The sequence below is a fragment of the Pontimicrobium aquaticum genome (genome assembly GCF_005047595.1).
Lineage (GTDB): Bacteria > Bacteroidota > Bacteroidia > Flavobacteriales > Flavobacteriaceae > Pontimicrobium > Pontimicrobium aquaticum.
On sequence record NZ_SUPL01000001.1, the window covers coordinates 486,952 to 513,774 of the forward strand.

At 32.9% G+C, this 26,823-nt stretch carries 22 protein-coding genes; 6 read left to right on the forward strand and 16 right to left on the reverse strand.

The window, feature by feature from the left end; all coding sequences use genetic code 11:
• Positions 1 to 29: 29 nt before the first annotated feature.
• From pgi to uvrC, 8 genes are all read right to left on the reverse strand, one after another.
• Positions 30 to 1,673: a glucose-6-phosphate isomerase gene (gene pgi / locus E5167_RS02245; RefSeq protein ID WP_136840592.1), complete on the reverse strand. Its 1,644-nt coding sequence runs from the start codon at positions 1,671 to 1,673 to the stop codon at positions 30 to 32.
• Positions 1,673 to 2,971: a M23 family metallopeptidase gene (locus E5167_RS02250; RefSeq protein ID WP_239021922.1), complete on the reverse strand. Its 1,299-nt coding sequence runs from the start codon at positions 2,969 to 2,971 to the stop codon at positions 1,673 to 1,675. Before E5167_RS02250 ends, pgi begins: the two co-directional genes overlap by 1 nt.
• A 40-nt stretch (positions 2,972 to 3,011) precedes the next feature.
• Entirely contained in the window at positions 3,012 to 3,944 is a 933-nt protein-coding gene (locus E5167_RS02255) for a tryptophan 2,3-dioxygenase family protein (RefSeq protein WP_136840596.1), read from the reverse strand.
• 4 nt (positions 3,945 to 3,948) lie between these two features.
• The gene (locus E5167_RS02260) at positions 3,949 to 4,728 is read right to left on the reverse strand and encodes a DUF3108 domain-containing protein (protein ID WP_136840599.1); all 780 of its coding nucleotides are present in this window, start codon (positions 4,726 to 4,728) and stop codon (positions 3,949 to 3,951) included.
• A 146-nt stretch (positions 4,729 to 4,874) separates the two neighbouring features.
• Positions 4,875 to 6,035, reverse strand: a complete 1,161-nt coding sequence (hppD, locus tag E5167_RS02265; RefSeq protein WP_136840601.1) for a 4-hydroxyphenylpyruvate dioxygenase — start codon at positions 6,033 to 6,035, stop codon at positions 4,875 to 4,877.
• A 51-nt stretch (positions 6,036 to 6,086) separates the two neighbouring features.
• The gene (locus E5167_RS02270) at positions 6,087 to 7,244 is read right to left on the reverse strand and encodes a homogentisate 1,2-dioxygenase (protein WP_136840603.1); all 1,158 of its coding nucleotides are present in this window, start codon (positions 7,242 to 7,244) and stop codon (positions 6,087 to 6,089) included.
• 240 nt (positions 7,245 to 7,484) lie between these two features.
• Positions 7,485 to 9,719, reverse strand: a complete 2,235-nt coding sequence (locus E5167_RS02275) for a patatin-like phospholipase family protein (RefSeq protein WP_239021923.1) — start codon at positions 9,717 to 9,719, stop codon at positions 7,485 to 7,487.
• 1 nt (position 9,720) lies between these two features.
• Entirely contained in the window at positions 9,721 to 11,517 is a 1,797-nt protein-coding gene (gene uvrC / locus E5167_RS02280) for an excinuclease ABC subunit UvrC (RefSeq protein WP_136840895.1), read from the reverse strand.
• A gap of 85 nt (positions 11,518 to 11,602) precedes the next feature.
• Between uvrC and E5167_RS02285 the strand changes: the two genes are divergently transcribed.
• The 4 genes from E5167_RS02285 to E5167_RS02300 are packed head-to-tail and all read left to right on the forward strand — an operon-like array spanning position 11,603 to position 14,433.
• Complete coding sequence (locus tag E5167_RS02285; protein ID WP_136840605.1) at positions 11,603 to 12,028, forward strand: ATP-dependent zinc protease family protein; 426 nt, start codon at positions 11,603 to 11,605, stop codon at positions 12,026 to 12,028.
• Positions 12,025 to 12,900, forward strand: a complete 876-nt coding sequence (rimK, locus tag E5167_RS02290) for a 30S ribosomal protein S6--L-glutamate ligase (RefSeq protein ID WP_136840607.1) — start codon at positions 12,025 to 12,027, stop codon at positions 12,898 to 12,900. The genes E5167_RS02285 and rimK overlap by 4 nt, the downstream gene beginning before the upstream one ends.
• 4 nt (positions 12,901 to 12,904) lie before the next feature.
• Positions 12,905 to 13,873 carry a succinylglutamate desuccinylase/aspartoacylase family protein gene (locus E5167_RS02295; protein WP_136840609.1) on the forward strand — a complete coding sequence of 323 codons (969 nt, stop codon included), beginning with the start codon at positions 12,905 to 12,907 and terminating at the stop codon, positions 13,871 to 13,873.
• Entirely contained in the window at positions 13,870 to 14,433 is a 564-nt protein-coding gene (locus E5167_RS02300; protein ID WP_136840611.1) for a 5-formyltetrahydrofolate cyclo-ligase, read from the forward strand. The genes E5167_RS02295 and E5167_RS02300 overlap by 4 nt, the downstream gene beginning before the upstream one ends.
• Here E5167_RS02300 and E5167_RS02305 read toward each other — a convergent pair.
• From E5167_RS02305 to panC, 8 genes are all read right to left on the reverse strand, one after another.
• Entirely contained in the window at positions 14,405 to 15,061 is a 657-nt protein-coding gene (locus tag E5167_RS02305; protein WP_136840613.1) for a lipoprotein signal peptidase, read from the reverse strand. The two genes, E5167_RS02300 and E5167_RS02305, sit on opposite strands and share 29 nt — an antisense overlap.
• Before the next feature lie 91 nt (positions 15,062 to 15,152).
• A complete protein-coding gene (locus tag E5167_RS02310) occupies positions 15,153 to 15,536 on the reverse strand; it encodes a TraR/DksA family transcriptional regulator (RefSeq protein ID WP_136840615.1) in 384 nt (127 codons plus the stop codon).
• 6 nt (positions 15,537 to 15,542) lie between these two features.
• Positions 15,543 to 18,947 carry an isoleucine--tRNA ligase gene (ileS, locus tag E5167_RS02315; RefSeq protein ID WP_136840617.1) on the reverse strand — a complete coding sequence of 1,135 codons (3,405 nt, stop codon included), beginning with the start codon at positions 18,945 to 18,947 and terminating at the stop codon, positions 15,543 to 15,545.
• 390 nt (positions 18,948 to 19,337) lie between these two features.
• Positions 19,338 to 20,696: a DNA repair protein RadA gene (radA, locus tag E5167_RS02320; protein WP_136840619.1), complete on the reverse strand. Its 1,359-nt coding sequence runs from the start codon at positions 20,694 to 20,696 to the stop codon at positions 19,338 to 19,340.
• Positions 20,697 to 21,845: an alpha/beta hydrolase gene (locus E5167_RS02325; protein ID WP_136840623.1), complete on the reverse strand. Its 1,149-nt coding sequence runs from the start codon at positions 21,843 to 21,845 to the stop codon at positions 20,697 to 20,699.
• A 72-nt stretch (positions 21,846 to 21,917) separates the two neighbouring features.
• On the reverse strand, positions 21,918 to 22,886 hold the full coding sequence (locus E5167_RS02330) for a lysylphosphatidylglycerol synthase transmembrane domain-containing protein (protein WP_136840626.1): 969 nt from the start codon (positions 22,884 to 22,886) through the stop codon (positions 21,918 to 21,920).
• A gap of 4 nt (positions 22,887 to 22,890) precedes the next feature.
• Positions 22,891 to 23,241: an aspartate 1-decarboxylase gene (gene panD, locus E5167_RS02335; RefSeq protein ID WP_136840629.1), complete on the reverse strand. Its 351-nt coding sequence runs from the start codon at positions 23,239 to 23,241 to the stop codon at positions 22,891 to 22,893.
• Positions 23,242 to 23,254: 13 nt separating this feature from the next.
• Complete coding sequence (panC, locus tag E5167_RS02340; RefSeq protein ID WP_136840633.1) at positions 23,255 to 24,106, reverse strand: pantoate--beta-alanine ligase; 852 nt, start codon at positions 24,104 to 24,106, stop codon at positions 23,255 to 23,257.
• Between the two features lie 105 nt (positions 24,107 to 24,211).
• Here panC and E5167_RS02345 point away from each other — a divergent pair, with 105 nt between their 5' ends.
• Entirely contained in the window at positions 24,212 to 25,021 is an 810-nt protein-coding gene (locus E5167_RS02345; protein WP_136840636.1) for a glycogen/starch synthase, read from the forward strand.
• Between the two features lie 7 nt (positions 25,022 to 25,028).
• A complete protein-coding gene (locus E5167_RS02350) occupies positions 25,029 to 26,819 on the forward strand; it encodes a DUF4270 domain-containing protein (RefSeq protein WP_136840639.1) in 1,791 nt (596 codons plus the stop codon).
• Positions 26,820 to 26,823: the final 4 nt, after the last annotated feature.

Sequence of the window (26,823 nt, forward strand, 5' to 3'; positions counted from 1 at the left end):
AACCTTGGCAGAGGTTTCTTAAAAAGACTTTAAGATTTATTTTTGTAGTAGGTTACGAGATTTTTTGTAGAAGAGTCGTGAGGCGTATTTAACGCTGAGTTAAACTCTTTAAGTATATTTTTTGCTAATTGTTTACCTAGCTCTACACCAAATTGATCATAGCTAAAAATATTCCAAATAACACCTTGAACAAATATTTTGTGTTCATACATAGCAATAAGCTTACCTAGACTCTCTGGTGTTAACTTATTAATAAAAATAGTTGTAGTTGGCTTATTTCCGTTAAACACTTTAAAGGGCACAAGCTTTTTCTGATTATCATTAGATAGCTTAGAGTATTTAAGCTCCTTTACTACTTCTTGCTCCGACTTTCCATTTAAAAGTGCTTCTGTTTGGGCTATGAAATTAGAAACAAGTTTGTCGTGATGATCTATATTACCATTCAAACTTTCTTTAAACCCTATAAAATCGGTTGGAATTAATTTTGTTCCTTGGTGTAATAATTGAAAAAATGTATGCTGCGAATTTGTCCCAGGTTCACCCCAAATAATATTTCCTGTTTGAAAACTAACTATATCGCCATTTCTCATAATGGTTTTACCATTACTTTCCATAAAAACTTGCTGAAGATATGTAGCAAATTGGTTTAAATATTGACTATATGGTATTATTGCTTCGCTTTCAGCTTCGAAGAAATTATTATACCAAATACTTAAAAAAGCTGAAATAATTGGAATATTAGATTGAAACAATTCGTTTTTAAAATGTTCATCCATTTTATGAGCACCAGATAATAATGCGCTAAAATTGTCATATCCTATCGATAGGCTAATACTTAGCCCAACTGCGCTCCAAAGTGAAAATCGACCTCCAACCCAATCCCAAACTGGAAATATATTTTCTTGGGAAATGCCAAATTCTTTAACTTTTTCAATGTTTGTTGAGACTGCTACAAAATGCTTTGATACACTTTTCTCGTTTGTTGATTGCAAAAACCATTTTCTTATAGTATTTGCGTTTGATAGTGTTTCTTGGGTAGTAAACGTTTTGGAAACAATTACGAATAGTGTGGTTTCTGGATTTAGTTTTTTTAGAATCTCATTAACATGGTCTCCATCTACATTGCTTACAAAATGTGTGGATAAATGATTTTTATAAAACTCTAAAGCATTAACTACCATTGCAGAGCCAAGGTCAGAGCCTCCAATGCCAATATTTACAATATCAGTAATTGGTTTCCCACTAAAGCCTTTGTGCTCTCCGTTTACAACCTTATTTGTGAAGGACTTTATTTGATGTCTTGTTTTATGAATTCTTGGAATAATATTTTCTCCATTAACAAATACCTCTACACTTTCTGGGGCTCTTAAAGCTGTATGAAGTACAGCTCTTTGTTCTGTTTCATTTATTTTATCGCCTGAAAAATATTTATTTATAGCATCTTTTAAATCAACTTCATCAGCTAATTCCAAGAACAAGTCTATTGTTGTTTGGTTAATTCTGTTTTTGGAATAATCTACAAAAAAATCGTCCCACTTAATAGTAAAACGATTGGCTCTATTAGCATCATTTATAAACCAATCTTTCATATGATCATTTTTAATTTGATCATAATGTGCCTGGAGTTTTTTCCATGCTTTAGTTTTAGTTGGGTTTATACGCTTTAAAGCCATTATTTTTCAGTAATTAAATCGTCTTCTACTAATATTTGCTTATCTAACGTTTTTAAACTATCTATTTTAATCTCTAACTCATCTTCTAAAAACTTGATATTATCTAGTTGTGCTCTAATTGGTTTAATAAACTCCAAATATTCCATTTTTAGGCTATCTGAAATAGGTTCAGCCTCAGGTAGTTTTTGTTTAAACGGATCTACTTGCTTTCCATTTTTCCAAAAACGGTAACATACATGTGGACCTCCTGTATTACCAGTCATACCAACCCAACCAATAACATCGCCTTGTTTTACAAATTGTCCAACTTTTACATTGCGGTTTTTCATGTGCAAATACTGGGTGCTATAAGTAGCATTGTGCTTTATTTTTACATACTTACCATTGCCTCTTGTATAGCTAGATTTAGTAACTGTACCATTGGCTGTTGCTAAAATTGGTGTGCCAATATTTGCGGCAAAATCAGTTCCGCGATGTGGTCGAACTTTATTGCCGTAATAAGCTATACGGCGTCTTAGGTTATAGCGAGAGGATACGCGACTAAATTGTACTGGTGCTTTTAAAAACGCTCTACGTAAGTTTTTTGCTTCATCATCAAAATAATCAATAATTCCTTTTTCACTATCTGTTTCAAACTCAAAGGCATAAAATGGCTCATTCTTATGTTCAAAATAAGCTGCTTTTACGTTATGCACTCCTGCATAAATACTATCATCTATGTATTTATCGGTATAAATCACTTTAAAGCGATCTCCAGGATAAAGCCTGTTAAAATCTATTGTCCAAGCATAAATATCATCGGCCATTTTATTTGCCAATACCTGACTAACACCAAGGCTATCTAGTGTTTGTGAAATGCTAGAAGTAATTGTACCTGTTAATACTTTTTCTACATACTTAATTGGCTTTTTATTGGTATATGCATGAATGGAGTCTTGAAAATTAATAACTACATAATCTTCTTTATTTGGTTGATATATGAAGCATTGTGGTTGCTGTAATGAATCTTTTGAACATAATAACGTATAAGGCTTACCTACTTGCAATCTTCTAATATCAAAAGTGTCTTTTGCTTTTTCAACAATATTATAGATTTGTGGGTATCCTATTTTATTTCGTTCTAATATTTTGCCAAAAGTATCGCCTCTTTTTATTGTATCTCTTACAACAATGAAGTCGTCAAGATTAAACCCAAATTCATATCTTTCAACCACCTCTTCTAATGCAATTTCCTCACTATTAGGTTCTTCTTTTGGCTCTTCCTTACAGGATACAATGCTTACAAAAATTGCTAGCATTACAAACACGATTTGAAATATTTTCTTCTTAAAAATCATATTAAACAGTTTCTCCCCAATTATCAATTTCTTCTTGGCTCCAAAGTTCAGGAAAAAATATACGTTTTTGATACTTTGGATGCATATATTTTTGCCAATCGCTTCCTCCTGTTGCTTCGCCATCGCCTTCAGGCCCTAAGATATAGTGTGCAGCTGCGTTGTAATGTGCCATAACCCAAGTAATATTAACAGTATAGTCATAATGCCTCATGGCCTTAACTAAATTTGTGTTTTTTTGATCTTCAATTGGCAGTTCTTTAAATCGAGACCATAGATTTTTTGTGTTATAAATTTTCATAAATGTTATGAACTCTTCTTTATAACGCTTTTCAAAATTGATAAGTAATTTTGATTTGCTGCCTGTTTTATAATCTTTTCCTGCTGCTTGCCAATATAAATGCTCAAATGCATGCTCAAACGGTGTGTTTCTATCGATGGTTTTTCTAAATCTATTGTCAATTAGGTTAATGAGCTCAGTAGAGGCAAATTCAATTTTTCGATATTGCCCACTTTGGAAACCACTTGCTGGTGTTAATGTGTGTCTAAATTTACTGTATTGCTTAACATCCATCCCTTCGCGCATGATATTGAATGATGTTGTTAACATGTCGAAATATCGACTAATTCGCATTAGCTTATCTTCAAAGAATTTGGTCGTTAAATTTTCGCATTCAGCAACTTGAGATATTTCCCAAAGTATCATTTTAAACAACAGTTCATTTATTTGATGGTAGGTAATAAATACCATTTCATCTGGAAATGTGGTACGTTGAATTTGTAAGCTTAATAAGGCATCTGTATGTATATAATCCCAATAGGTAATGGAATTTGAGTACAACAACCCTTCAAGATAATTTTCGGTGTCTTCGCTTTCGGCGTCGTACTTTTGTTGTATTTTATTTAATAAATGGGTATAATCTAGTTGGTTGGACATAGTATTAATCAAATTGTATTTCAAATGGGTGTTTTAACCCTTTAAAGGCATCTAAGTCGGCTCTAAGTGAACCTATTGCTAAATCGGCTTTTAGTCGCAAAGGTATTTTATTTTTATCGGCACTTACCCATAAAGTTAGACTTTCTTCTTCTTTAAACACGCGACCTGCCATAACGTAAGGTCTAAATTTCAAGCATTTTACTTTTCCAAACTTAGTTCTAATGGTTTCATTTCCTAAATATTTTAACTTAAAGTTGTAGTTTTCAAAATCAAAAAACATGGTTAAGTTTATTTCGTCTCCAGGCTTAATATTACTGGTGTCGTAGTTATTACGCAAATAATAAAATGCCGACACCATGTCTTGAACACCAAACTTGGTATCATGAACCGTTTTCTTCTTCTTTTTAATATTGTTTACATATGCTTTTTGATTTTCTTGATCGAATTCAATTTCTAAATTCTTTGTGTGACCTCCTTCGTTAATATTTCTTATAAACTTATAAGGCAAATTGCTTTCTTTATCAAAATAGCTTTCATAACGATCTTTTACTTTAAAAAACCAGCTAATTGCTCCTGTGGTTTTTCCTTTGCCAACAACATGAAATACTGGTTTTCCTTTAAGTCTTTTTTCTTTTAATTCCATGGTGGCTTCACCAGCTTTCATCCAGCCACTGTAGCTCATTCTAAATTTAAACCATTCTCCATCTTTGTAAGCAGATTCTTTTTGGGCGAAAGAGTTGAAGCTTAACAAGGTTGTCAATACTATAAGTAGATTTTTTTTCATATTTTAAGTAATTGTATTTAAACCATTTTATTAATTTTTTATTGTAATAACTTTGAAAATACAATTACTATTCCAAAAGTATTAAAACCAAAAAACTCTGTCAATATAAAAGACAGAGTTTTTACTGTTTTCGTATTAAATGTTTGTTAAAGTGTACCGCGGTTAGCTTGTTCTCTTTCTATAGACTCAAAAAGTGCTTTAAAATTTCCCGCTCCAAAACCTCTTGCTCCCATTCGCTGAATAATTTCGAAAAACAATGTTGGTCTATCTTCTACAGGTTTTGTGAAAATTTGCAACAAATAACCTTCTTCGTCGGCATCAATCATGATTCCTAAGTTTTTTAGAGTTTCAATATCTTCTCTAAGTTCGTGACTAAACTCCTCCAGTCTTCCTGGAACTGCTTTATAATATGCTTCTGGTGGTGTTGATAAGAATTCGATGCCCCTTTCTCTTAATTGAGACACTGTATTAATAATATCATCTGTAGCTACCGCAATATGTTGTACACCTGGACCTTCGTAAAAGTCTAAATATTCTTCTATTTGCGATTTCTTTTTTCCTTCGGCTGGTTCATTAATAGGGAATTTAATACGTCCATTACCATTACTCATCACTTTACTCATTAGTGCAGAATATTCTGTATGGATTTGTTTATCATCAAAGGACAAGAAATTTTCAAATCCCATAACATCTTCGTACCATTTTACCCATTGGTTCATTTCTCCCCAACCTACATTGCCTACCATATGATCAATGTATTTTAATCCTACTGAAGTTGGATTATAGTCTGATTCCCATTTTTGATATCCAGGAAGAAACATTCCGTTGTAATTTTTACGCTCAATAAACATATGAACGGTTTCACCATAGGTATGAATTCCAGCCTTAATCACTTCACCAAATTCATCTTTTTCAACAACTGGCTCCAAATATGATTTTGCACCTCTGCTTGTGGTTTCTTTGTAGGCACTTTTAGCGTCATCCACCCAAAGTGCTATAACTTTTACACCATCACCATGTTTTACAATATGATTGTTAATTGGTGAGTTGCTATTCAATGGTGTTGTTAATATTAGACGAATTTTATCTTGAACTAGCACATAACTTGCTCTGTCTTTAACACCTGTTTCTAAGCCAGCGTAGGCTAAAGATTGGAAGCCAAAAGCTGTTTTATAAAAATGGGCTGCTTGTTTTGCATTACCTACATAAAACTCAACATAATCTGTTCCAAGAAGTGGCAAAAAATCTTGCGCTCCTTCAAATATTTTTTCTAAACCGTAGTTTACTGATTTTATTTCTTTACTCATGATTAATCGTTTATTTGTTTAATCGTTGATGTGTTTATTTGTTAATTTATATTACTCAAGCCAAGATTTATAATAATCTTCATCTGCTATTTTTAAAGCTTCCTCTGTAACTTGTAATGGCTTAAATGTATCTACCATTACAGCCAGTTCCTGTGTCTCTTTTTTACCTATACTTCGTTCCATTGCTCCTGGATGTGGTCCATGAGGAATTCCTGCAGGATGCAAGGATATATGTCCCGCTTCAATATCGTTTCTACTCATAAAATCTCCATCTACATAGTACAACACCTCATCACTATCTATATTGCTATGATTGTAAGGTGCTGGAATTGCTTCTGGATGATAATCATACAAACGAGGCACAAAGCTACATACCACAAACGCTGATGTTTCAAACGTTTGGTGTACTGGTGGCGGTTGATGAATGCGTCCTGTTATAGGCTCGAAATCGTGAATTGAAAACGCATATGGATAGTTGTAACCATCATATCCTATAACATCAAAAGGATGTGATGCATACACCATTTCAATAATTTCTCCTTGCTTTTTTACATTAATAGTAAAATCTCCGGTTTCGTTATACGTTTCTAATTCTTCTGGTCTGCGAATATCTCTTTCACAAAATGGAGAATGCTCTAATAGTTGCCCAAACCAATTTCTATAGCGTTTTGGCGTGTAAATTGGGTGATAGGATTCTACAATAAACAGTCTATTATCTTCTGTGTCAAAATCTATTTTATAAATCATTCCGCGTGGAATAATTAAATAGTCTCCATACTTAAAATCTAAATTTCCATACATAGTACGCAACTTTCCTGTGCCTTTATGAATAAAAATCATTTCGTCTGCATCAGTGTTTTTATAGAAATAGTTTTGCGTTTTATTTTGTGGAGCGGCTAAAATTATATTACAATCGCTATTAGTAAGTATTGTTTTTCTACTCAACAAATAATCGGCTTCAGGTTTTACTTGAAAGCCTTTAAAGCGATACGATTGAATGTTATTTGCTTTAGCAACTTTTGGAGTCACGCTATACTGTTTTTTAATAGCCTTTACTTGCGTTGGTCGTTGCTCATGATAGCTATTAGTTGACATACCATCAAATCCAATGGTTCCAAAAAGCTGTTCGTAGTAATAATCACCATTTGATTTTTTAAATATGGTGTGTCGTTTAGGTGGAATGTTTCCTAATTTATGATAAAATGGCATTTTTAATAATGTTTATTTGTTTAATCGTTTATTTGTTGATTGCTTTATTAACATTTAGCATTACAACAAATGTGATAAAATTTATACTAAGATAATTAATTAAAAAGGATTCCTATAAAGTTAGGAATAGCAATGCCAACTTACTCAGGATTTCTCTTGATAAGATAATGAAGTAGTACAAGATATTCTGCCCAGAATGGTTTCATATTGTAACAAATATCGGAAAAATTGAGCAAAGTTTTAAAACCAAAAGCCAATATTAAAAAACCATTTGCTTTGGCTGGTTTCTGGCGACCATGTATATTTTGCTTCTATTGGCCCAATAATGGTTTCAAAGGCATAACCCAAGGCATAACCACTATAATCTGGTGTTGTAATCCATTCGCCATTAGTAAAAATACTATCTGCTACATTAGCATAATTTGCCGAAAAATTAAGATGGTGATTTCTTACAAATTCATAATCTAAATTAATAAGCCCTTTTACAAAGCTGTCGCCAGTTATAGAAATATGGTCGTAACCGTAAAATGATATAAAGTTATTGATCAGGTTATTTCCGTAACCTCCAAGAGCAAAACTTAATGATTGGTTAGAGTTATCACCAATTCTAAACCCTCCTTCTGAGCCAAGTACCATAGAAAACTTATCGGTAAAACTAAAGGCATAGCCTATATTGGCCTTAGCAAAAGAAAATTGAGAGAAATTGCTTGTAAAATCTGACGATGATAAATACAAATGAAAATCGCTATCAAATAAAAACCCATTTTTAGGAAAATGCTTGTTGTTATAAGTGTCAAATTTTAATTTCCCGAATAAACTAAAAAAATCTGTGTTTTCGAATGTTGTTTTATCTGCGTTCGGATCTGGATTGTTAACAATAGTTTCGGAAGTAATTTGCAACTTTTTATGCTCTACTCCCAATACTAATGAAAAATCTTTTCTAAACAATGTTTGTAAGTAAAACTGATTTGTAAAATCATCTAATTGAATATCTAATTTGTTTAATCCTGTTGTGGCAATTTCAGCTTCACTTAAAAGTAAAGAGGCATTAATATTTTTATGAAATGTGTTAAATCTAGATCGCAAACCTATACTCCAATAAAATCCTTTATCTATAAAGTATTCGAAATTATACCGAATATTATCACCAAGAATAATATCTAAAGTTGTTACATCGTTGCTTAATAGTAACCGCTTTTGTGTTAAGTTTATTAATGCTGCGCTTTTATACAAGTCGTCATAATGGGCTCCAAGTTTTAAATACGTATTGGTTTCGCTCTCCTTTAAATTTGTAAATAAATCATAGCCATTGTTGTTAGGTTTTAATTGATACAGAAAACTTTCAAAGTTATTTGTAGCTACTAAATTGTTAACACCTCTTGTAAATTCTCTGTAGGTTGTTTTTTCATTCGCCTTAATTTTTAACTTACCGAGTATATACGCTCTTGTATAATTTTCGTTTCCTTTCAAGAAAATATTATTGATTTTTATATTTTCTATTTTAGGAATTGTACGCTCTATTAAACCTATATTATGAGGTAATTTTTTTAGCTCGGTTATATGATTTACTGCCGCTGTTTCTCCTCTTTTAATTATTTCTGCACCATCATCAAAAGACACTACAGTAAACCCTTTAATATCTGGCTTAATGTAAATATCTGTTTTTTTTGATTTTTCAACCATATCCTTAATGGTTCTATAATTATTTATTTGCAATAAAATTTCAGGAGCCGACTTTAAGTCTTCTCTAGTAGATAAATCGTCCTGAACATCAACACCAATAATAATATCCATACCTTTTGCTTTAAGTTCGTTTATTGGATAATTATTAACCACACCACCATCTATTAAAATTTGGTCGTTAATAGTTACTGGTTGAAATAAGGATGGAAAGGCACCACTTGCTGCAATAGCTTGAGCCAAACTTCCTTTTTCTAAAATTACAGGTTTACCACTTTCTATATTGGTAGCAATGCAGAAAAATGGAATAGGAAGGTCTTTAAACTCTTCAACATCACTTACATGAAGCGTTAGTTTTGAAAATAAATTAAACACATTTTGTCCTCTCGAAATGGCTGAAGGTAATTGTATTTTAAGGTTGTTAAAGGGAATTGAAATGGCATATTTCTCAGAGTTTTCGCGTTCGTAAAATGTTTTGGAAGCCCTTGGTAGATCATCGCCAATAAGTTTATCGAAATCTATCCCGTTAAAAATTCTTTCTAACTCTTTACCTGAATATCCTGAAGCATACAACGAGCCAATAACTGCTCCCATACTTGTTCCTGCAACATGGTCTATTTTAATGCCAAGACTATCAATAGTCTTTAAAACACCAATGTGTGCTAACCCTTTGGCGCCACCACCACTTAATACTAAGCCAATTTTAGGTGCTGAATTTTTTTCTGTTTCATTTTGTGCTTTCACAGAAAAAGAAGTAAACAAGAAAAAAATTACTATGATGATTTTAGTTCTCAATCTATTTGTTTTGATTGTAATAATTATAAATTTTTTGAGCTCTTGACAGTCCAATGACCTCTTCTAATTCGTCCAGCTTTGCATACGAAATACGCTTTGCCGATTTAAAATGTTTCAACAACTCCACAATTGTTTTTTCTCCAATACCTGGAATCGTCTCTAATTCTGTATTTAAGGCACTTTTACTACGTTTATTTCTATGGTGTTCAATACCAAAACGATGCGCTTCGTTACGTAATTGCTGAATGATTTTAAGTGTCTCACTTTTTTTATCTAAATATAATGGAATTGGATCATTTGGATAGAATAATTCTTCTAAACGTTTTGCAATTCCAATAATGGCAATTTTGCCTCTTAGGTTTAATTCGTCTAAACTCTTGAGAGCTGAGGATAATTGTCCTTTACCTCCATCAATAATAATAAGCTGTGGCAATGGTTGTTTTTTATCTAATAAGCGTTTATAGCGTCTGTAAACAACTTCTTCCATAGACGCAAAATCATCTGGACCTTCAACGGTTTTTATATTAAAGTGCCTATAGTCTTTTTTGCTCGGTTTTCCGTTTTTAAACACCACGCAAGCAGCTACTGGATGTGTGCCTTGTATATTACTATTATCAAAACACTCAATATGCCTTGGTTCTTCTTTTAATCGTAAATCGGCTTTCATTTGTGCCATGATACGATTGGCATGTCTGTCTGGATCTACAATTTTCACTTGCTTTAGCTGCTCTAATCTATAATACTTGGCATTTCTGGATGACAGGTCTAGAATATGCTTTTTGTCGCCTAATTTTGGAATGGTCACCTTTACATTGTCTCCAATATTAATTTTAAAAGGCACGTAAACTTCTTTAGACTGAGAATTGAAGCGCTGCCTAATTTCAACGATGGCAATTTCTAATAATTCTTTATCAGTTTCGTCAAGTTTCTTCTTTATTTCAAGTGTATGCGAACGCACAATAGAACCTAAAGAAATTTGTAAAAAATTTATATACGCGTAACTTTCATCACTAACTATTGAAAACACATCAACATTGTTAATTTTTGGATTTACAATGGTTGATTTGGCTTGATAGTTTTCAAGAACATCAATCTTTTCTTTTACTTTTTGCGCTTCTTCAAAGTGCATCTCTTTTGCAAGGTCATTCATTTGTTGTTTGAAGCGTTGTAAAGAGTCTTTAAAGTTACCTTTTAAAATTTCGCGAATGGCTTTTATATTTTCTTCATATGCTGAAACCGTTTCTTTACCTTCACAAGGTCCTTTGCAGTTTCCTAAATGATACTCTAAACATACTTTGTACTTTCCTGCATTAATCTTTTCTTGTGATAAATCGTAATTACACGTTCGTAATTGATACAAACCTCTTATTAAATCTAAAAGCGTATATACTGTTTTTACACTTGTATATGGCCCAAAATATTCACTGCCATCTTTAATCAATCTTCTTGTTTGAAATATTCTTGGGAAGCGTTCTTTTTTTATGCAAATCCAAGGGTACGATTTGTCGTCCTTCAACAAAACATTGTAACGTGGTCTGTGCTTTTTTATGAGATTGTTTTCCAACAATAAAGCATCTGTTTCTGTATCCACCACAATATGCTTGATGTTGGCAATCTTTTTTACAAGAATTCTCGTCTTGCCATTGTCATGTGTTTTGGTAAAGTACGAACTAACTCTTTTCTTTAAGTTTTTGGCTTTTCCTACGTAAATAATAGTATCATTTACATCAAAATATTGATACACTCCTGGTAAGCTTGGTAGGGTTTGTATTTGTATTTCTAGAGGAGATTTTGCCATTACCCAAAGGTAATAATTCAATCTAAAAAAGATGTTATTTCTAGTATCTTTATCAGTATCTTTCGCCACTTATTTAAACCTGTTTATGACAAAAAAAATTCTTGGTAGAATCGATAAAGTTGATTTTCCAAAGCTAAATTTATTTGATGTTGCTGTAAAAATAGATACTGGTGCTTTTACATCTGCAATACATTGTTCGGAAATTATTGAAGAAAACAACACTTTACGATGTACTTTTAAAAGTAAAGGACACCCTAATTTTAATAGTAAGGATATTATTTTTAATAATTACACTTACACTGACGTAAAAAGCAGTAATGGCTTTAAGGAAAATAGGTATAAAATAAAATCTGAAGTCGTATTCTTTGGAAAGAAGTACAAGATTAACTTAACTTTAAGCACAAGAGACGATATGAAATTTCCTGTGTTAATTGGCAGACAGTTTTTAAGCAAAAAGTTTTTGGTTGATGTTGATTTGGAAGACCAATCGTTTAACAACAAAGCATTATGAATATTGTAATTTTATCAAGAAATCCCAACTTATATTCTACTCGTCGCCTCATAGAAGAAGGTGAAAATAGAGGTCATTTAGTAGAAGTTATTGATCCTTTAAAATGCGATATTATTATTGAAAAAGAAAAGCCAACTATTTATTATAAGGACAGATATCTTGATTATGTTGATGCTATTATTCCTCGTATTGGTGCTTCGGTAACATTTTATGGCTGTGCTGTTGTAAGGCAATTTGAAATGATGAATGTATTTACCATTTGCACCTCGGATGCCATACAGCGTTCACGCGACAAACTACGCAGTTTACAACGACTTAGTAAAGCTGGAATTGGCATGCCAAAAACGGTGTTTACTAATTATTCTCGCGATGTTGAGGAAGTTATAGAACATGTTGGTGGTGTACCAGTTATTATAAAATTGCTGGAAGGCACTCAAGGCTTAGGTGTTGTTTTGGCTGAAACAAAAAATGCTGCCGAATCGGTTTTAGAAGCCTTTAATGGTTTAGAAGCACGTGTTATTGTTCAAGAATTTATTAAAGAAGCAAAAGGCGCCGATATTAGAGCTTTAATTGTGGACGGACAAGTGGTTGGTGCCATGAAGCGTCAAGGTAAAGAAGGTGAATTCCGTTCTAATTTACATCGCGGTGGTTCAGCTAATATTATAAAATTAAATGCCGAAGAATTAAAACTTGCCATGAATGCTTCTCGTGCATTAAAACTCCCTGTTTGTGGTGTAGATATGTTGCAATCTGCTCGTGGACCATTATTATTAGAAGTAAATTCAACACCTGGTTTAGAAGGTATAGAAAGAGCAACCCATAAAAATATTGCAAGAGCTATTATTACGTTTATTGAACGCAATAAAAACTAATAGTATGAGCGAAAAAGATGTTTTAGAAATATTAGGTGAAAAAGTTGGCCTTGGTAAAAGTGCAACTGTTAGTTTTAACGTTGCAAAATTACACACTCAAAACACTATTGATGTTCCTGTAATTATTGAACGCTCTAAAAAACCAGGTCCAACTATTTTAATTACAGCAGGAATTCATGGTGACGAAATAAACGGTGTTGAAATAGTGAGACAAATTATTGCTAAAGGAATAAACAAACCTAAAAAAGGAACCATCATTTGTATTCCAGTAATTAATATGTTTGGTTTTATTCACATGGATAGAGAATTTCCAGATGGTCGTGATTTAAATCGTGTGTTTCCTGGTGGTAAAAAAGGCTCCTTAGCAAGTAGGGTAGCACATAAATTGATAACCGAAATTGTGCCACATGCCGATTTAATTATGGATTTTCATACTGGAGGTGCTGATAGGTTTAATTCGGCTCAAATTAGAATTAAAAAAGGAGAGGTTGTCTTAGACGAATTAGCAGAAGTTTTTGGAGCTCCTTTTGTTTACTATTCTAAAAACCTCAACAAATCGTTTAGAAATACGAGTTATAAATTAGGCATTCCAATGCTGCTTTTTGAAGGTGGAAAATCCTTTAATATCCACCCTAACATAACTAATACAGGAGTTAATGGTGCCAAGCGTGTGTTGCATCATCTTGGTATGCTGAAAGCCCGATTTAAAGTGTCTCGCCCAAAAAAATCTTGTGTGTATATTTCTGAAAGTAAATGGATTAGAGCCAAATACTCTGGAATGTTTAAGGCTTCTACAACCATTAATTCATATGTAAACGAAGGCGATGTTCTTGGTCATATTACCGACCCTTACGGAAGTTTTAATCATTTTGTAAAAGCTCCCAACGATGGCTACATATTTAATATCAATCAATCACCTTTAGTGTATCAAGGTGATGCCATTTTTCATATTTCTACAAAACTTGCAGAATGACAAAAAAAGAACTTAGAAAAAAGTATAAAACACTAAGAAATTCAATATCTCATGAAGATATTGATGAAAAAAGTTTAGCCATTGCCAACCAATTGTTACCCCTTAATATTTGGGACAAATCATTTTATCATGTGTTCTTGACCATAGCTGAACATAAGGAAATAAACACGGATTATATTTTAAACATTCTAGCTGGTAAAGACAAACACGCTGTTGTCTCAAAAAGTAATTTCAAAACTATTAATCTAGAAAATTATTTGTTAACTGATGGTACTGTAATTAAAACAAACCATTGGGGAATTCCTGAACCTGTTGATGGCATACCTATTGAAAACTCAAAAATTGATGTGGTTTTTGTACCTTTATTATGTTTTGACGCAAATGGTCATCGTGTTGGTTATGGTGCTGGTTATTACGATAATTTTTTAAGCGATTGTAACCCAGAAACTATAAAAATTGGCTTGTCACTTTTTGAAGCCGAAGATACTATAGATGATATTTATGAAGGCGATATACCTCTTGATTTTTGTATTACTCCCCTAAAGGTGTATCAATTTTAACAACTTTATGCTCTTTAGGAAATGCTTTTCTATTAAATACGATCAACATTCCAACACCTGTGCTAATGGCGACATCGGCTATATTAAAAACAGGTTCGAAAAACGTAAAATACTTACCTCCATACCAAGGTATCCATTCTGGTAAATAGCCTTTCCATATGGGAAAATGAAGCATATCGACCACTTTTCCGTGCAATAAACTATCGTAGCCACCTCCTTCTGGAAAAACAGTAGCTATTTGCCCATAACTATCATTAAAAATGATGCCGTAAAATACCGAATCGATAATATTTCCTAGAGCACCTGCAAAAATTAATGAAATAGCTACAATTAAAATTTTAGAGCCTTTACTTTTTATAGCACTCACTAACCAATAACCAATACCAACAATAGCTACTAACCTAAAAGAAGTAAGAATTACTTTAGCTTTTCTATCGGTTATCATTGATGTAAAATCACTGAGTTTTGCTCCCCAAGCCATTCCATCATTTTCAACAAAAAGAATACGAAACCAATTAAAAATCTTTACTTCTCCCCCTAATTCAAAATGTGTTTTAATATAAATCTTGGATATTTGATCTATAAGTAAAATAACAATAATTAGTATTGAGGCTTTCTTTAAGGACATTGTTGTTTTGGTTATTCCTAAGAGTTTTAAATTGGTAAATATAAAAAACGCCTCTAAAATGAGGCGTTTTAAATTAATAATACGTTAATTATTACTTTTGCATATTTTTAGCTTCAATACTTAACGTTGCGTGAGGTACTAATTCTAAACGTTTTTTATTAATTAGCTTTCCTGTAACACGACAAACACCATAGGTTTTATTCTCAATTCTAATCAAGGCATTTTTTAAATCACGAATAAATTTTTCTTGACGAATGGCTAACTGTGAGTTAGACTCTTTGCTCATAACTGCACTTCCTTCATCAAAGGCTTTAAATGTTGGTGCAGTATCTTCTGTACCATTATTATGGTCATTCATATAAGCGCTTTTAATTAACTCTAAATCGTGTTGCGCCTTCTTAATTTTTTCTTGAATTAAGACTTTAAATTCTGCTAAATCTTTATCAGAATATCTTACTGTATTTTCCGCTGCCATAGTTTTTTAAATTTTTTGAATAAATAGTTTGGTATTTACCTCATCAAATGCAATTTCAATACCATTATTTAAGTCATCTAAAATCTCCAATTCATCAGTTAATGTTTCGGTTTTTATGTACTCTAAATTTTTATTTATTGCGTTAATAATTTGTTCATCTTTTTGTAATTGCACTGCAATTCTGTCTGTCAACTCAAAACCAGAATCCTTACGTAAGTTTTGAATTCGGTTTACTAACTCTCTTGCAATACCTTCTTTCTTTAAGTCATCTGTCAAGGTTACATCTAAAGCTACTGTTAATGCTCCCGAACTTGCCACAAGCCAACCTTCAATATCTTGCGATGTTATTTCAACATCAGACTTCTCCAATGTAATGTTTTTTCCATTAATTTCAACGTCTAAAATACCGTTTTGCTCGATATTTTTAATATCTTCTGCTGTAAAGTTATTAACCGCTTGAGCTACTGCTTTCATATCTTTTCCAAAGCGTGGCCCTAACACTTTAAAGTTTGGTTTAATTTGCTTTACCAAAATATCTGAAGCATCTTCTAACACTTCAACCTCTTTTACATTCACTTCAGATTTTATTAAGTTAGCGACTGCTAATATTTCATTTTTCTGAGTTTCACTACTTATTGGAACCATGATTTTTTGCAGTGGTTGACGTACTTTAATCTTTTCTTTAGCTCGTAACGATAAAACTAATGATGATATTGTTTGCGCTGCTTCCATTTTACGTTCTAACGACTTATCAACAAAAGATTCGTCAAATTTTGGAAATTCTGCTAAATGTACACTCTCAAAAGCTTCTTTTTTGGTGACTGAATTTAAATCTAAATACAATTTATCCATAAAGAAAGGCGCAATTGGCGCTCCCAACTTAGCGATAGTCAACATACATGTGTAAAGTGTTTGGTAAGCCGAAATTTTATCTTCTTGATAATCGCCTTTCCAGAAACGTCTTCTACTTAATCTTACAAACCAGTTACTTAAATAATCTTGTGTAAAATCTGAGATTGCTCTTGCTGCTTTTGTTGGCTCGTATTCAGCATAATAATCATCAACTTTTTGAATTAAGGTATGTAATTCTGATAAAATCCAACGGTCAATTTCTGGTCTTTCATTTAGTGGAATATCTGCTTCTGAATAACTGAAATTATCTAGATTTGTATATAATGTAAAGAACGAATAAGTGTTATAAAGTGTTCCGAAGAACTTACGTTTTACTTCTTCTATGCCATCAATATCAAACTTTAAATTATCCCATGGATTGGCATTACTTATCATATACCAACGCGTCGCATCTGCACCATAAGTCGATAATGTTTCAAATGGATCTACAGCATTTCCAAGACGTTTAGACATTTTTTGTCCATTTTTGTCAAGTACCAAACCGTTAGAAACTACATTTTTATATGCAACCGAATCAAACACCATAGTTGCAATAGCATGAAGTGTATAGAACCAACCGCGTGTCTGGTCGACACCTTCAGCAATAAAATCGGCTGGAAATGATTTGTTTTGGTCTATTTTCTCCTTGTTTTCGAATGGATAATGCCATTGTGCATAAGGCATAGAACCTGAATCGAACCACACATCAATTAAATCGCTTTCGCGTTTCATTGGCTGACCAGTTGGAGAAACCAATACGATTTCATCTACAATGTTTTTGTGTAAATCAATCTTAGCATAATTCTCTTCAGAATTGTTACCAACCTCAAAATCTTCAAAAATATCAGCTTCGAGAACCTCAGCTGCCACAGCCTTTTGCATTTCAGCTTTTAATTCTTCTACTGAGCCAATGCATAATTCTTCCTTACCATCTTCGGTTCTCCAAATTGGTAATGGAATTCCCCAATAACGTGAGCGTGATAAATTCCAGTCGTTGGCATTTGTCAACCAGTTACCAAAACGTCCTGTTCCGGTTGATTTTGGTTTCCAATTAATGGTATTGTTCAATGCCACCATTTGCTCCTTGACATCGGTCACTTTAATGAACCAAGAATCTAAAGGATAATACAGAATAGGTTTATCTGTACGCCAGCAATTTGGATAACTGTGCTTATATTTTTCAACCTTAAAGGCTTTATTCTCTTCTTTTAATTTAATAGCAAGCTCAACGTCAACTGAGCGTTCTGGTGCTTCGCCATCATTATAATATTCGTTTTTTACATACTTGCAAGCAAACTCACCCAGTTCTGGTCTAAAACGCCCTTGCAAATCTACAAGTGGCACCAAATTATCATTCTCGTCTTTGACTAGCATTGGTGGTACTTCTGGTGTTGCTTGTTTAGCAACCAAGGCATCATCTGCTCCAAAAGTTGGTGCAGTATGTACAATTCCAGTACCATCTTCAGTAGTCACAAAATCTCCAGCAATCACTCTAAAGGCATTCTCAGGATTATCATTTGGTAATACAAAAGGTAGAAGTTGTTCGTAAGTTATTCCAACTAAATCTTTACCAACAAACTCTTTAACAACGTAAAAAGGGATCTTCTTATCGCCAGATTTATAATTTAATAATTCTGATTTGTCTTCAACTTGATTGAACTTTCCTGAAAACTGATAGTTCACTAGTTTTTTAGCCAAAATCACATTCATTGGTTGGAATGTGTATTGGTTGTATGTTTCAACCAAAACATACTCAATTTTTGGTCCAACGGTTAGCGCAGTATTACTTGGTAAGGTCCAAGGTGTGGTTGTCCAAGCTAAAAAATAGATGTCACCTTCATTTTGTAAAAACTCCGGAAGCGATGTTTCTTTTGCTTTAAACTGAGCAACAACAGTTGTATCTGTTACATCTTGATAGGTTCCTGGTTGATTTAACTCATGCGAGCTTAACCCAGTTCCTGCCTTTGGTGAATATGGCTGAATCGTATAGCCTTTATATAGTAAATTCTTGTTGTAAATTTGCTTAAGTAACCACCAAACAGACTCCATGTATTTTGGTTCATACGTCACATAAGGGTCGTCCATATCTACCCAATAACCCATTTTTTGAGTGAGGTCGTTCCAAACATCTGTGTAGCGCATTACAGCTTTTCGGCAAGCTGCATTATACGCCTCAACCGAAATGGTTTTGCCAATATCTTCCTTAGTGATACCTAATTCTTTTTCAACACCAAGTTCAATAGGCAACCCATGAGTATCCCAACCTGCTTTACGCTTTACTTGGTAACCTTTCATGGTTTTGTAACGAGGGAAAATATCTTTAATAGCACGAGCTAGAACGTGGTGTACTCCAGGCAATCCATTAGCCGAAGGAGGTCCTTCAAAAAACACATAAGGTTTGTTTCCTTCACGTGTGGTAACGCTCTTTTCAAACACATTGTTTTCTTCCCAATAGTTAAGAATTTCTTCAGCTATTTTTGGCAAGTCAAGTCCTTTATATTCAGGAAATTTGGTACTCATATTATCCTATTTCATTTCAAGCTGCGAAATTAAGGAATTTTGATAAAATAAAGGACAGAATTTTCTATTAAATCCTTAGCAATTAATCATTAGAGGTTTTTGATTTTTTTCTAATAGCATTCATTATTTGTGTAATCGGAAGAATCTGTAACAATGACTTTAACTCATTATTAACTGCTTTCATTTTTTTTATTGGCATTACCCAATAGACTATAAGAACTATCAAAAACGTAGAACATAAAATTAAAATTATTTTTTCCATCACAAACTACTACTTTATGAAGGCAAAAATAAAAACGGAGTTTCTAATTAATAGCCTTTTAATATTTACGTTGTTAACTATAAGTCAACAATATAAAAACTTATAATGATTGATTTCTATAAGTTTTTTTAAACAATAAATTCCACCAAATCCTCAATCTTAGAAATAAGTTGAATTTTAATAGCTGTGTTTTTTAATGAAATCTTATTGTATTTAGATACAAAAATGGTTGAAAATCCTAATTTTTCAGCTTCTAAAATACGCTGCTCTACACGTTGTGCAGGACGAATCTCACCCGATAAACCTACCTCAGCTGCGAAACACACATCCTTTTGTAACGCTTCGTCTTCGTTAGATGATAAAATGGCTGCAACTACAGCTAAATCAATTGCTGGATCGTCAACAGTAATACCACCAGTAATATTTAAGAACACATCTTTTGCACCTAAGCGAAAACCTGCACGCTTTTCTAGAACTGCTAATAGCATATTGAGTCGCTTAGCATTAAACCCAGTGGCAGAACGTTGAGGTGTTCCGTACACTGCCGTACTTACCAAGGCTTGCACCTCAATCATTAATGGTCGCATACCTTCTAAAGTGGCAGCAACTGCATTACCTGAAAGCTCTTCGTCTTTTTTGGAAATGAGAATTTCACTTGGATTAGACACTTCACGCAATCCAGAACCTTGCATTTCGTAAATACCTAATTCATTAGTAGAGCCAAAGCGGTTTTTATTGGCTCTAAGAATTCTGAACACATGATTGCGATCGCCTTCAAATTGCAACACAGTATCCACCATGTGTTCCAATATTTTTGGCCCAGCAATGTTGCCATCTTTAGTAATATGACCAATCAAAATAACTGGCGTTGCTGTTTCTTTTGCAAACTTTATAAGCTCTGTTGTGCATTCTTTTATTTGAGAAATACTACCTGACGATGATTCAATATAGTCGCTATGCAACGTTTGAATAGAATCTACCACCACAATATCTGGTTCTAAAGCTTCTATTTGTTTGAATATATTTTGCGTTTTTGTCTCAGTAAGAATATAGCAATTACTACTATTTGGGTTAATGCGTTCAGCGCGCATTTTTATTTGTTTTTGGCTTTCTTCACCTGACACATATAGCGTTTTGTGTTGAAGCTTTAAAGCTATTTGTAACAACAATGTACTTTTACCAATTCCTGGTTCGCCTCCTAAAAGCGTTAAAGACCCTGGAACAATTCCACCACCAAGAACACGATTAAATTCAGCATCATTTGTTTGAATTCTAGCTTCTTGCGATACATCAATCTCATTAATTAATAAGGGTTTTGAAACACGCTTTGAAGTATTAGTTGGTGTTTTCCAGTTGCTTTTTTCTGGTTTTTGTATTACCTCTTCAACAATAGTATTCCATTCCTTACATGCTGTACATTGTCCTTGCCATTTTGAAAATTGATTGCCACAATTTTGACAGAAGTATGTTGTTTTTATTTTTGCCATTTAAAATCCAAAATCTCGTTTAATAGCATCAGCTCGTTCTAACATGTCATCTTTTGTGTAACCTCCAACTTCTTCTAATACATAAGCCGACCTATAGGTACGCATTGCCTTTTTGGGCTCTCCTGTTTCTTCATAAAATCGTCCTAGATAATAATGTCCTAAGAGTGTATCAGGATGTTCTTTTCTTGCTAATTTGCCAAGGGCTTCGTACTCCTCAAAGATTTTGTTTTTTTCAATAGCTGCTGCAATGGCTCTAAAATCGTTAATAAGCACCTGTTTTTCTATATTAAACAGCTCTTTAATCATGCTGTATTTTTCATTCAGGTATTCTACTGGAGACGTTTCTAGTGTTAAAATACGCTCATTATATTCTTTTTTACTAATTGGTTGAAACACAAAAAATATACTTTCCAAAGCATTTGGTATAGCATGAGCTGGCAACGAATAATGTGTTGGTCCGTCGAACTCATTAAAACCAAAAAATATGTTCTTGTTTTCTAATGCAGATAATCTAGCATTCAATACATTTGCATCTTCTCTTAATGGTTTTATATCGTTGGTTGCTGTCGCTAAGTAATAAAATATTTTTCTCTCAAATTCATTAATTCTGGTTGGTAAACTCTCAAGCATACTCATTGCTAAGTCTGGACTTAACGTAATATACGCATTGAATAATGGCTCTTTTTTAAATAAAAAATAGTTGATGAAATTAGCGGTTTCGCCATGACCTACTGCTACTCTAAAATTTGCAGTTCTATATTTGTCTTCGATATATGGAATGAGCTCCATCCCAACAAACTCAAAGAATTTTGCACCAGATTCTACTGGAAAATAGGTTTGGTCAGAATAATGATTGTCTTCATCTCTAGAATTAACCTGATTAATCCCAACAACTATAGCTTCTGGCATGTCTTCCCAATAGGAATAATAATCTACATTTCCAGCCACAGGTTCAAATAGATAATCTCCATCAAAAACAATAAAAATTGGATATAACTTCTCTGTGTTTTCTTCGTAATTTCTCGGTAATTGAATTTTTAACTGTCTTGAATCACCTAGTTTAGCCGATTGAAACTCCTCATATATCGTTTGAGCATTTAAAAAGCTAAAACAAAGTAAGAAAATGAACGTGGTTAGTTTAGTTTTCATCTTAATTCGATTTGAGATTTATAACGGCAAGGTAAACAATTAGGGCTAAAAAAAGAAGTAATTTTAAGACAGCTAGCTAGTCTTTTTTTCTCTTTTTTTATTGTAAATAGGCAAAAACAGTAAGGACAAACCTCCTAAAACAATGACCATTAATGTTTGTGCAGTCCACATAATCCAGCCAAAAGCCATTCCTGCAGCTTCAGCTATTCCAAATATTGAAAATGCTAAAAAGATAGCCACTGGATATGAGCCAACGCCTCCATTAGTAGCTGCAATACTAAAGCTTCCTGAAATAAAACCTATTAAAATAGCTGCAAACGGAATTCCTGAAGTTTCATTTAGAGCAAATGTGGTTACGTAAAACATAAGGACATACATAATCCAGATAAACAAGGTATGAAACACAAAAGCCCACTTTTGCCTCATTTTAAAAATACTAAAAACACCTTCAATTAAACCTGTAACAAATATTTTTATTTTTAAAGCCAGTTTGGAATTACTGCGTTTTATAAACACTATAAACACCAATGAAAGAATTATTAATCCAAAAATTCCGACAAGGATTTTATACGGATCAAATCGATCTGCAAAAAAATCATAGATATATTCAAACTCTAAAAATAAGGTTATTACAATAATGAGGAGCATCATTACTAAGTCTGCAATACGCTCAGCTACGATGGTGCCAAATCCTTTTTCAAAAGGAATTCCTTCATAATTCGCAACTATAGAAGCTCTCGATATTTCGCCAGCTCTTGGAATAGTGTAATTAATAAGATACGCAGACATAACTGCCATAAAGCTGTTGGGTATATGCAATTTATAACCCATTGGGTTAATCATAAATTTCCAACGGTAAGCTCGTGAAATATGACTTAGGATACCAAGCAAAACTCCCAAACCTATCCAAAAATAATTGGCTTCTTTAAAATATTCTAGAAGTTCAGATAAAGGCATTTTGGACAAAGAATACCAAACTAAAACCACTCCCAAGATTAAAGGAAGTGCAATTTTTATGACATTCTTTGTTTGTTTGCTCAATGATTTATTTTAATAAATTGGTGTTTTCGTCTGGAAAAACCAGCGATGGTTTAAAGTTCTTAGCTTCCTCAATATCCATAAATGCGTAGGTTATTAAAATAAGGATATCTCCTACTGCAACTTTTCTTGCGGCTGCACCATTTAAAGTAATTTCACCACTATTTCTAGGACCTGGAATAACATAAGTTTCAAGACGTTCGCCATTGTTATTGTTTACAATTTGAACTTTTTCGCCTTGAATAATATTAGCAGCTTCCATTAAATCTTCATCAATAGTAATACTACCAATGTAGTTAAGGTCTGCACCTGTACATTTAACACGGTGAATTTTAGATTTTACAACTTGTATTTGCATTGGGCAAAGGTAATTAATTTAGTGCGATATTGTCTATAAGCCTTATTTCTCCAGCATAAACAGCAATGAATGCACGATATTTTTTTGATTGTGATTTTCTTTTTACTGGCTTTAAGGTTTCTATGTCGGCAATTATAAAATATTCTAACGTTAATAATTTATTTTTTTTGAATTGCTTAGTAACCCATTCCGTTACTTTTGTAGCACTTTTTGTGCCAAATTTTTTCTTAGCTTCTTTTAGGGTTTTAAAAATAAAAGAGGCTTCTTTTCTATGGTTTTCCAACAATCTTTCATTACGAGAACTCATTGCTAAACCAGAAGCTTCACGATGTATTTTACAACCAACTATTTTTACTGGTAATTTATGCTTTTCTACTAGCTTTCTAATAATTTGTAATTGCTGGAAATCTTTTTCTCCAAAATAGGCTTTGTCAGGTTTAATTATTTCGAATAAGCGTTTTACAATAGTTCCTACACCATCAAAATGACCATCTCTAAATTCACCTTCCATTTCATGTTCTAAACCATCAAAACTAAATTTAATGGCTTTAGGATTTTTTCCATAAATATCTTGTACTGTTGGGGCATAAACAAAAATTTTAGACTCTGATACTGTTTTTAACAATGCTACATCTCTCTCCAACGTTCGTGGATAATTTTTAAGGTCGTTTTTATTATCAAATTGGGTAGGGTTTACAAAAATGCTCACAAAAATAACATCGTTTTCTTTCAGAGCTTTATTAATTAAAGACAAATGACCTTTGTGCAATGCTCCCATTGTAGGAACAAACCCAATAGAAAGGTCTTTTTTTCTTAGGTCTAAGATTGTCTCTTTAATATGTTCTTTTGTGTTAGCTACTTGCACTTTATAAAAAAATTAACAGCGTGCAAACATAATATATTACTGTTAATCTGCATAATTTTTGTAATTTTGCGTGTTTTTTATTCTAAAATTAAAGCAGAAGCGTTTATGAAAGATAAGAGAATATTATATGTGTCCTCTGAAGTAGTGCCATATTTACCCGAGACAGAGATTTCTTCAATGTCCTTTGAGGCACCAAGAATGGTAAACAAACAAGGAGGTCAAATACGAATATTCATGCCTAGATATGGAAATATTAATGAAAGAAGACATCAGCTTCATGAAGTAATTAGATTATCTGGAATTAATTTAGTGATTAATGATTTAGACATGCCTTTAATAATTAAGGTGGCATCTATCCCTAAAGAAAGAATCCAAGTTTACTTTATCGATAATGAAGAGTACTTTAAGCGAAAAGCAACTTTGACAGATGAAAACGGGAAATTATTTGACGATAATGACGAACGTGCTATATTCTTTGCAAAGGGCGTTATTGAAACTGTAAAGAAATTAAATTGGGCTCCAGATATTATTCATGTACATGGCTGGTTAGCATCATTGCTTCCGCTTTATTTAAAAGAATATTATAAGGACGAACCTCTTTTTAATGAAAGTAAAATAGTAACTTCTCTATACAATCAAAGCTTTGACGATTCGTTAAATAAAGAAATGATGAACAAAATAAAGTTTGATAATATTGAAGAAGAAGCAATAAAAGCCTTAGAAACGCCTACTTACAACAATATAATGAAAGTAGCTGTTGACTATTCAGACGCCTTAATTGTTGGATCTAAAGAACTTCCTAACGAATTACAAGACTATTTAAAAAATTGCGAAAAACCAGTCTTAGAATACCAATATCCAGATGAATTCGCCGAGGCCTATACTACTTTTTATAACACCCAAGTTTTAAGTTAAAAAATACATGAAAAAGAATAAAAACTTAATAAGTAACCTTGCACTTTTGGTTATAATAGTATCTGTTTTTGCAGCTTGCGAAAGAGATTTTTCTAATATAGACTCTGATGTGGTCAACTCAGAAAACACAACACATTTTGATGCAGATGTTGTAACCTATCCAATAGTAGCTTACAATAAAAAAATTACACCTTTTAATTCCGATAGGTTATCATCTAACATCATAGGCTATTATAGCGACCCTGTTTATGGTAGTTATTCGGCAAATTTTGTAACACAGCTTTCTCCTAGCCTTTTCAACCCTACTTTTGGAGAAAATGTAAAGCTCGATTCTGCTGTACTTAATGTACCTTACTATAGTAGAGTAACTGGAACTAATGAAGATGGTGGGTCTGACTATGCCTTAGACTCTGTTTATGTTGATACTCCTATTAAATTATCTATTTACCAAAACAACTATTTTTTAAGAGAATTTGATCCAAATTCTGAGCTTAATCAATCGCAAAAATATTATTCAAATGGAGCCCTTTCACAGACAGTTCAAATTAATCCAGCTGACTTGGAAGGAGAGCTTATTTATAGTGAAGATTTTACACCAAGCGACAAGCAAATTGTTTTAGAAACCGTTAATGAACAAGGTGAGCCAGATTCAACCTTAATTGCTCCAGCTTTAAGAATTCATATACAAGATTCCCTACACCATACTTATTGGCAACAGTTATTATTTGATAAAGAAGGAGAACCAGAATTAAGTAACAGGAATAACTTTCTAAATTATTTTAGAGGACTTTACTTTAAAGCCGAAGCAACAAGTGGTTCAGGCACTATGGCTATGCTTAATTTTAATTCATCTGAAGCTAACCTAACCATATACTATACAAGTGACAGAGACAATACTGACGAAGATAATGATGGCATTCCAGATTACGCCGACGTAGATAGTAATGGTGACAATGTTAATGACAATGGAACAGATACAGATGGTGACGGAATAAATGACACACATGATGTAGATCAAACAGAAGGTAGCGACCTTAACAATAACGGAATTGATGATAATTTAGATTCTAACAAAGAAGAATATGTTATGAATTTTTATCAAAATTTAATTAACTTAATAGACAATAATTTAATTGCAATTCCTGATGGTGATGAAAATGTAGGTGATGAAAAGCTATACCTTAAAGGAGGCGAAGGCTATATGGCAGTAATAGATTTATTTAACGGAATGGTTGAAGGAGAAGATGGAAATCCTCAGGACGCATTCGAGAATTTTAAAGAGCTTTTTAGAGACGAAGTTGATGAAGAAATTATTCCTAAAAGACTAATTAACGAAGCTTATTTAGAATTTTATGTAGATCAAACAACCGTTCAAGGAAATGAGCCAGATAGAGTTTATTTATACGATTTAACTAATAATACACCACTATTAGATTATTATATAGATCAAACGGTAAGTGGTACAAATGTCAATGCAAAAATTAATCATTTATCTCCTCTAGAAAGAGTCGATGACGAACCAGATGGAGAAGGCATTAAGTACAAAGTACGAATAACCGAACATTTAAAGAATATTTTTATCAATGATTCTACAAATGTAAAATTAGGCTTAGTAGTAACACCAAATGTTGGCGCAGTAACAACAAAACAACTTCTTGACACCTCTCATGAAGATGTAAAAGCAATTCCAATAGGAACCCTTTTATCTTATAAAGGAACCGTTCTATATGGAAACAATACAACAAATGAAGCAAAAAAAGCTAAATTGACTATATATTATACCGAACCAAAAAATTAAAAAT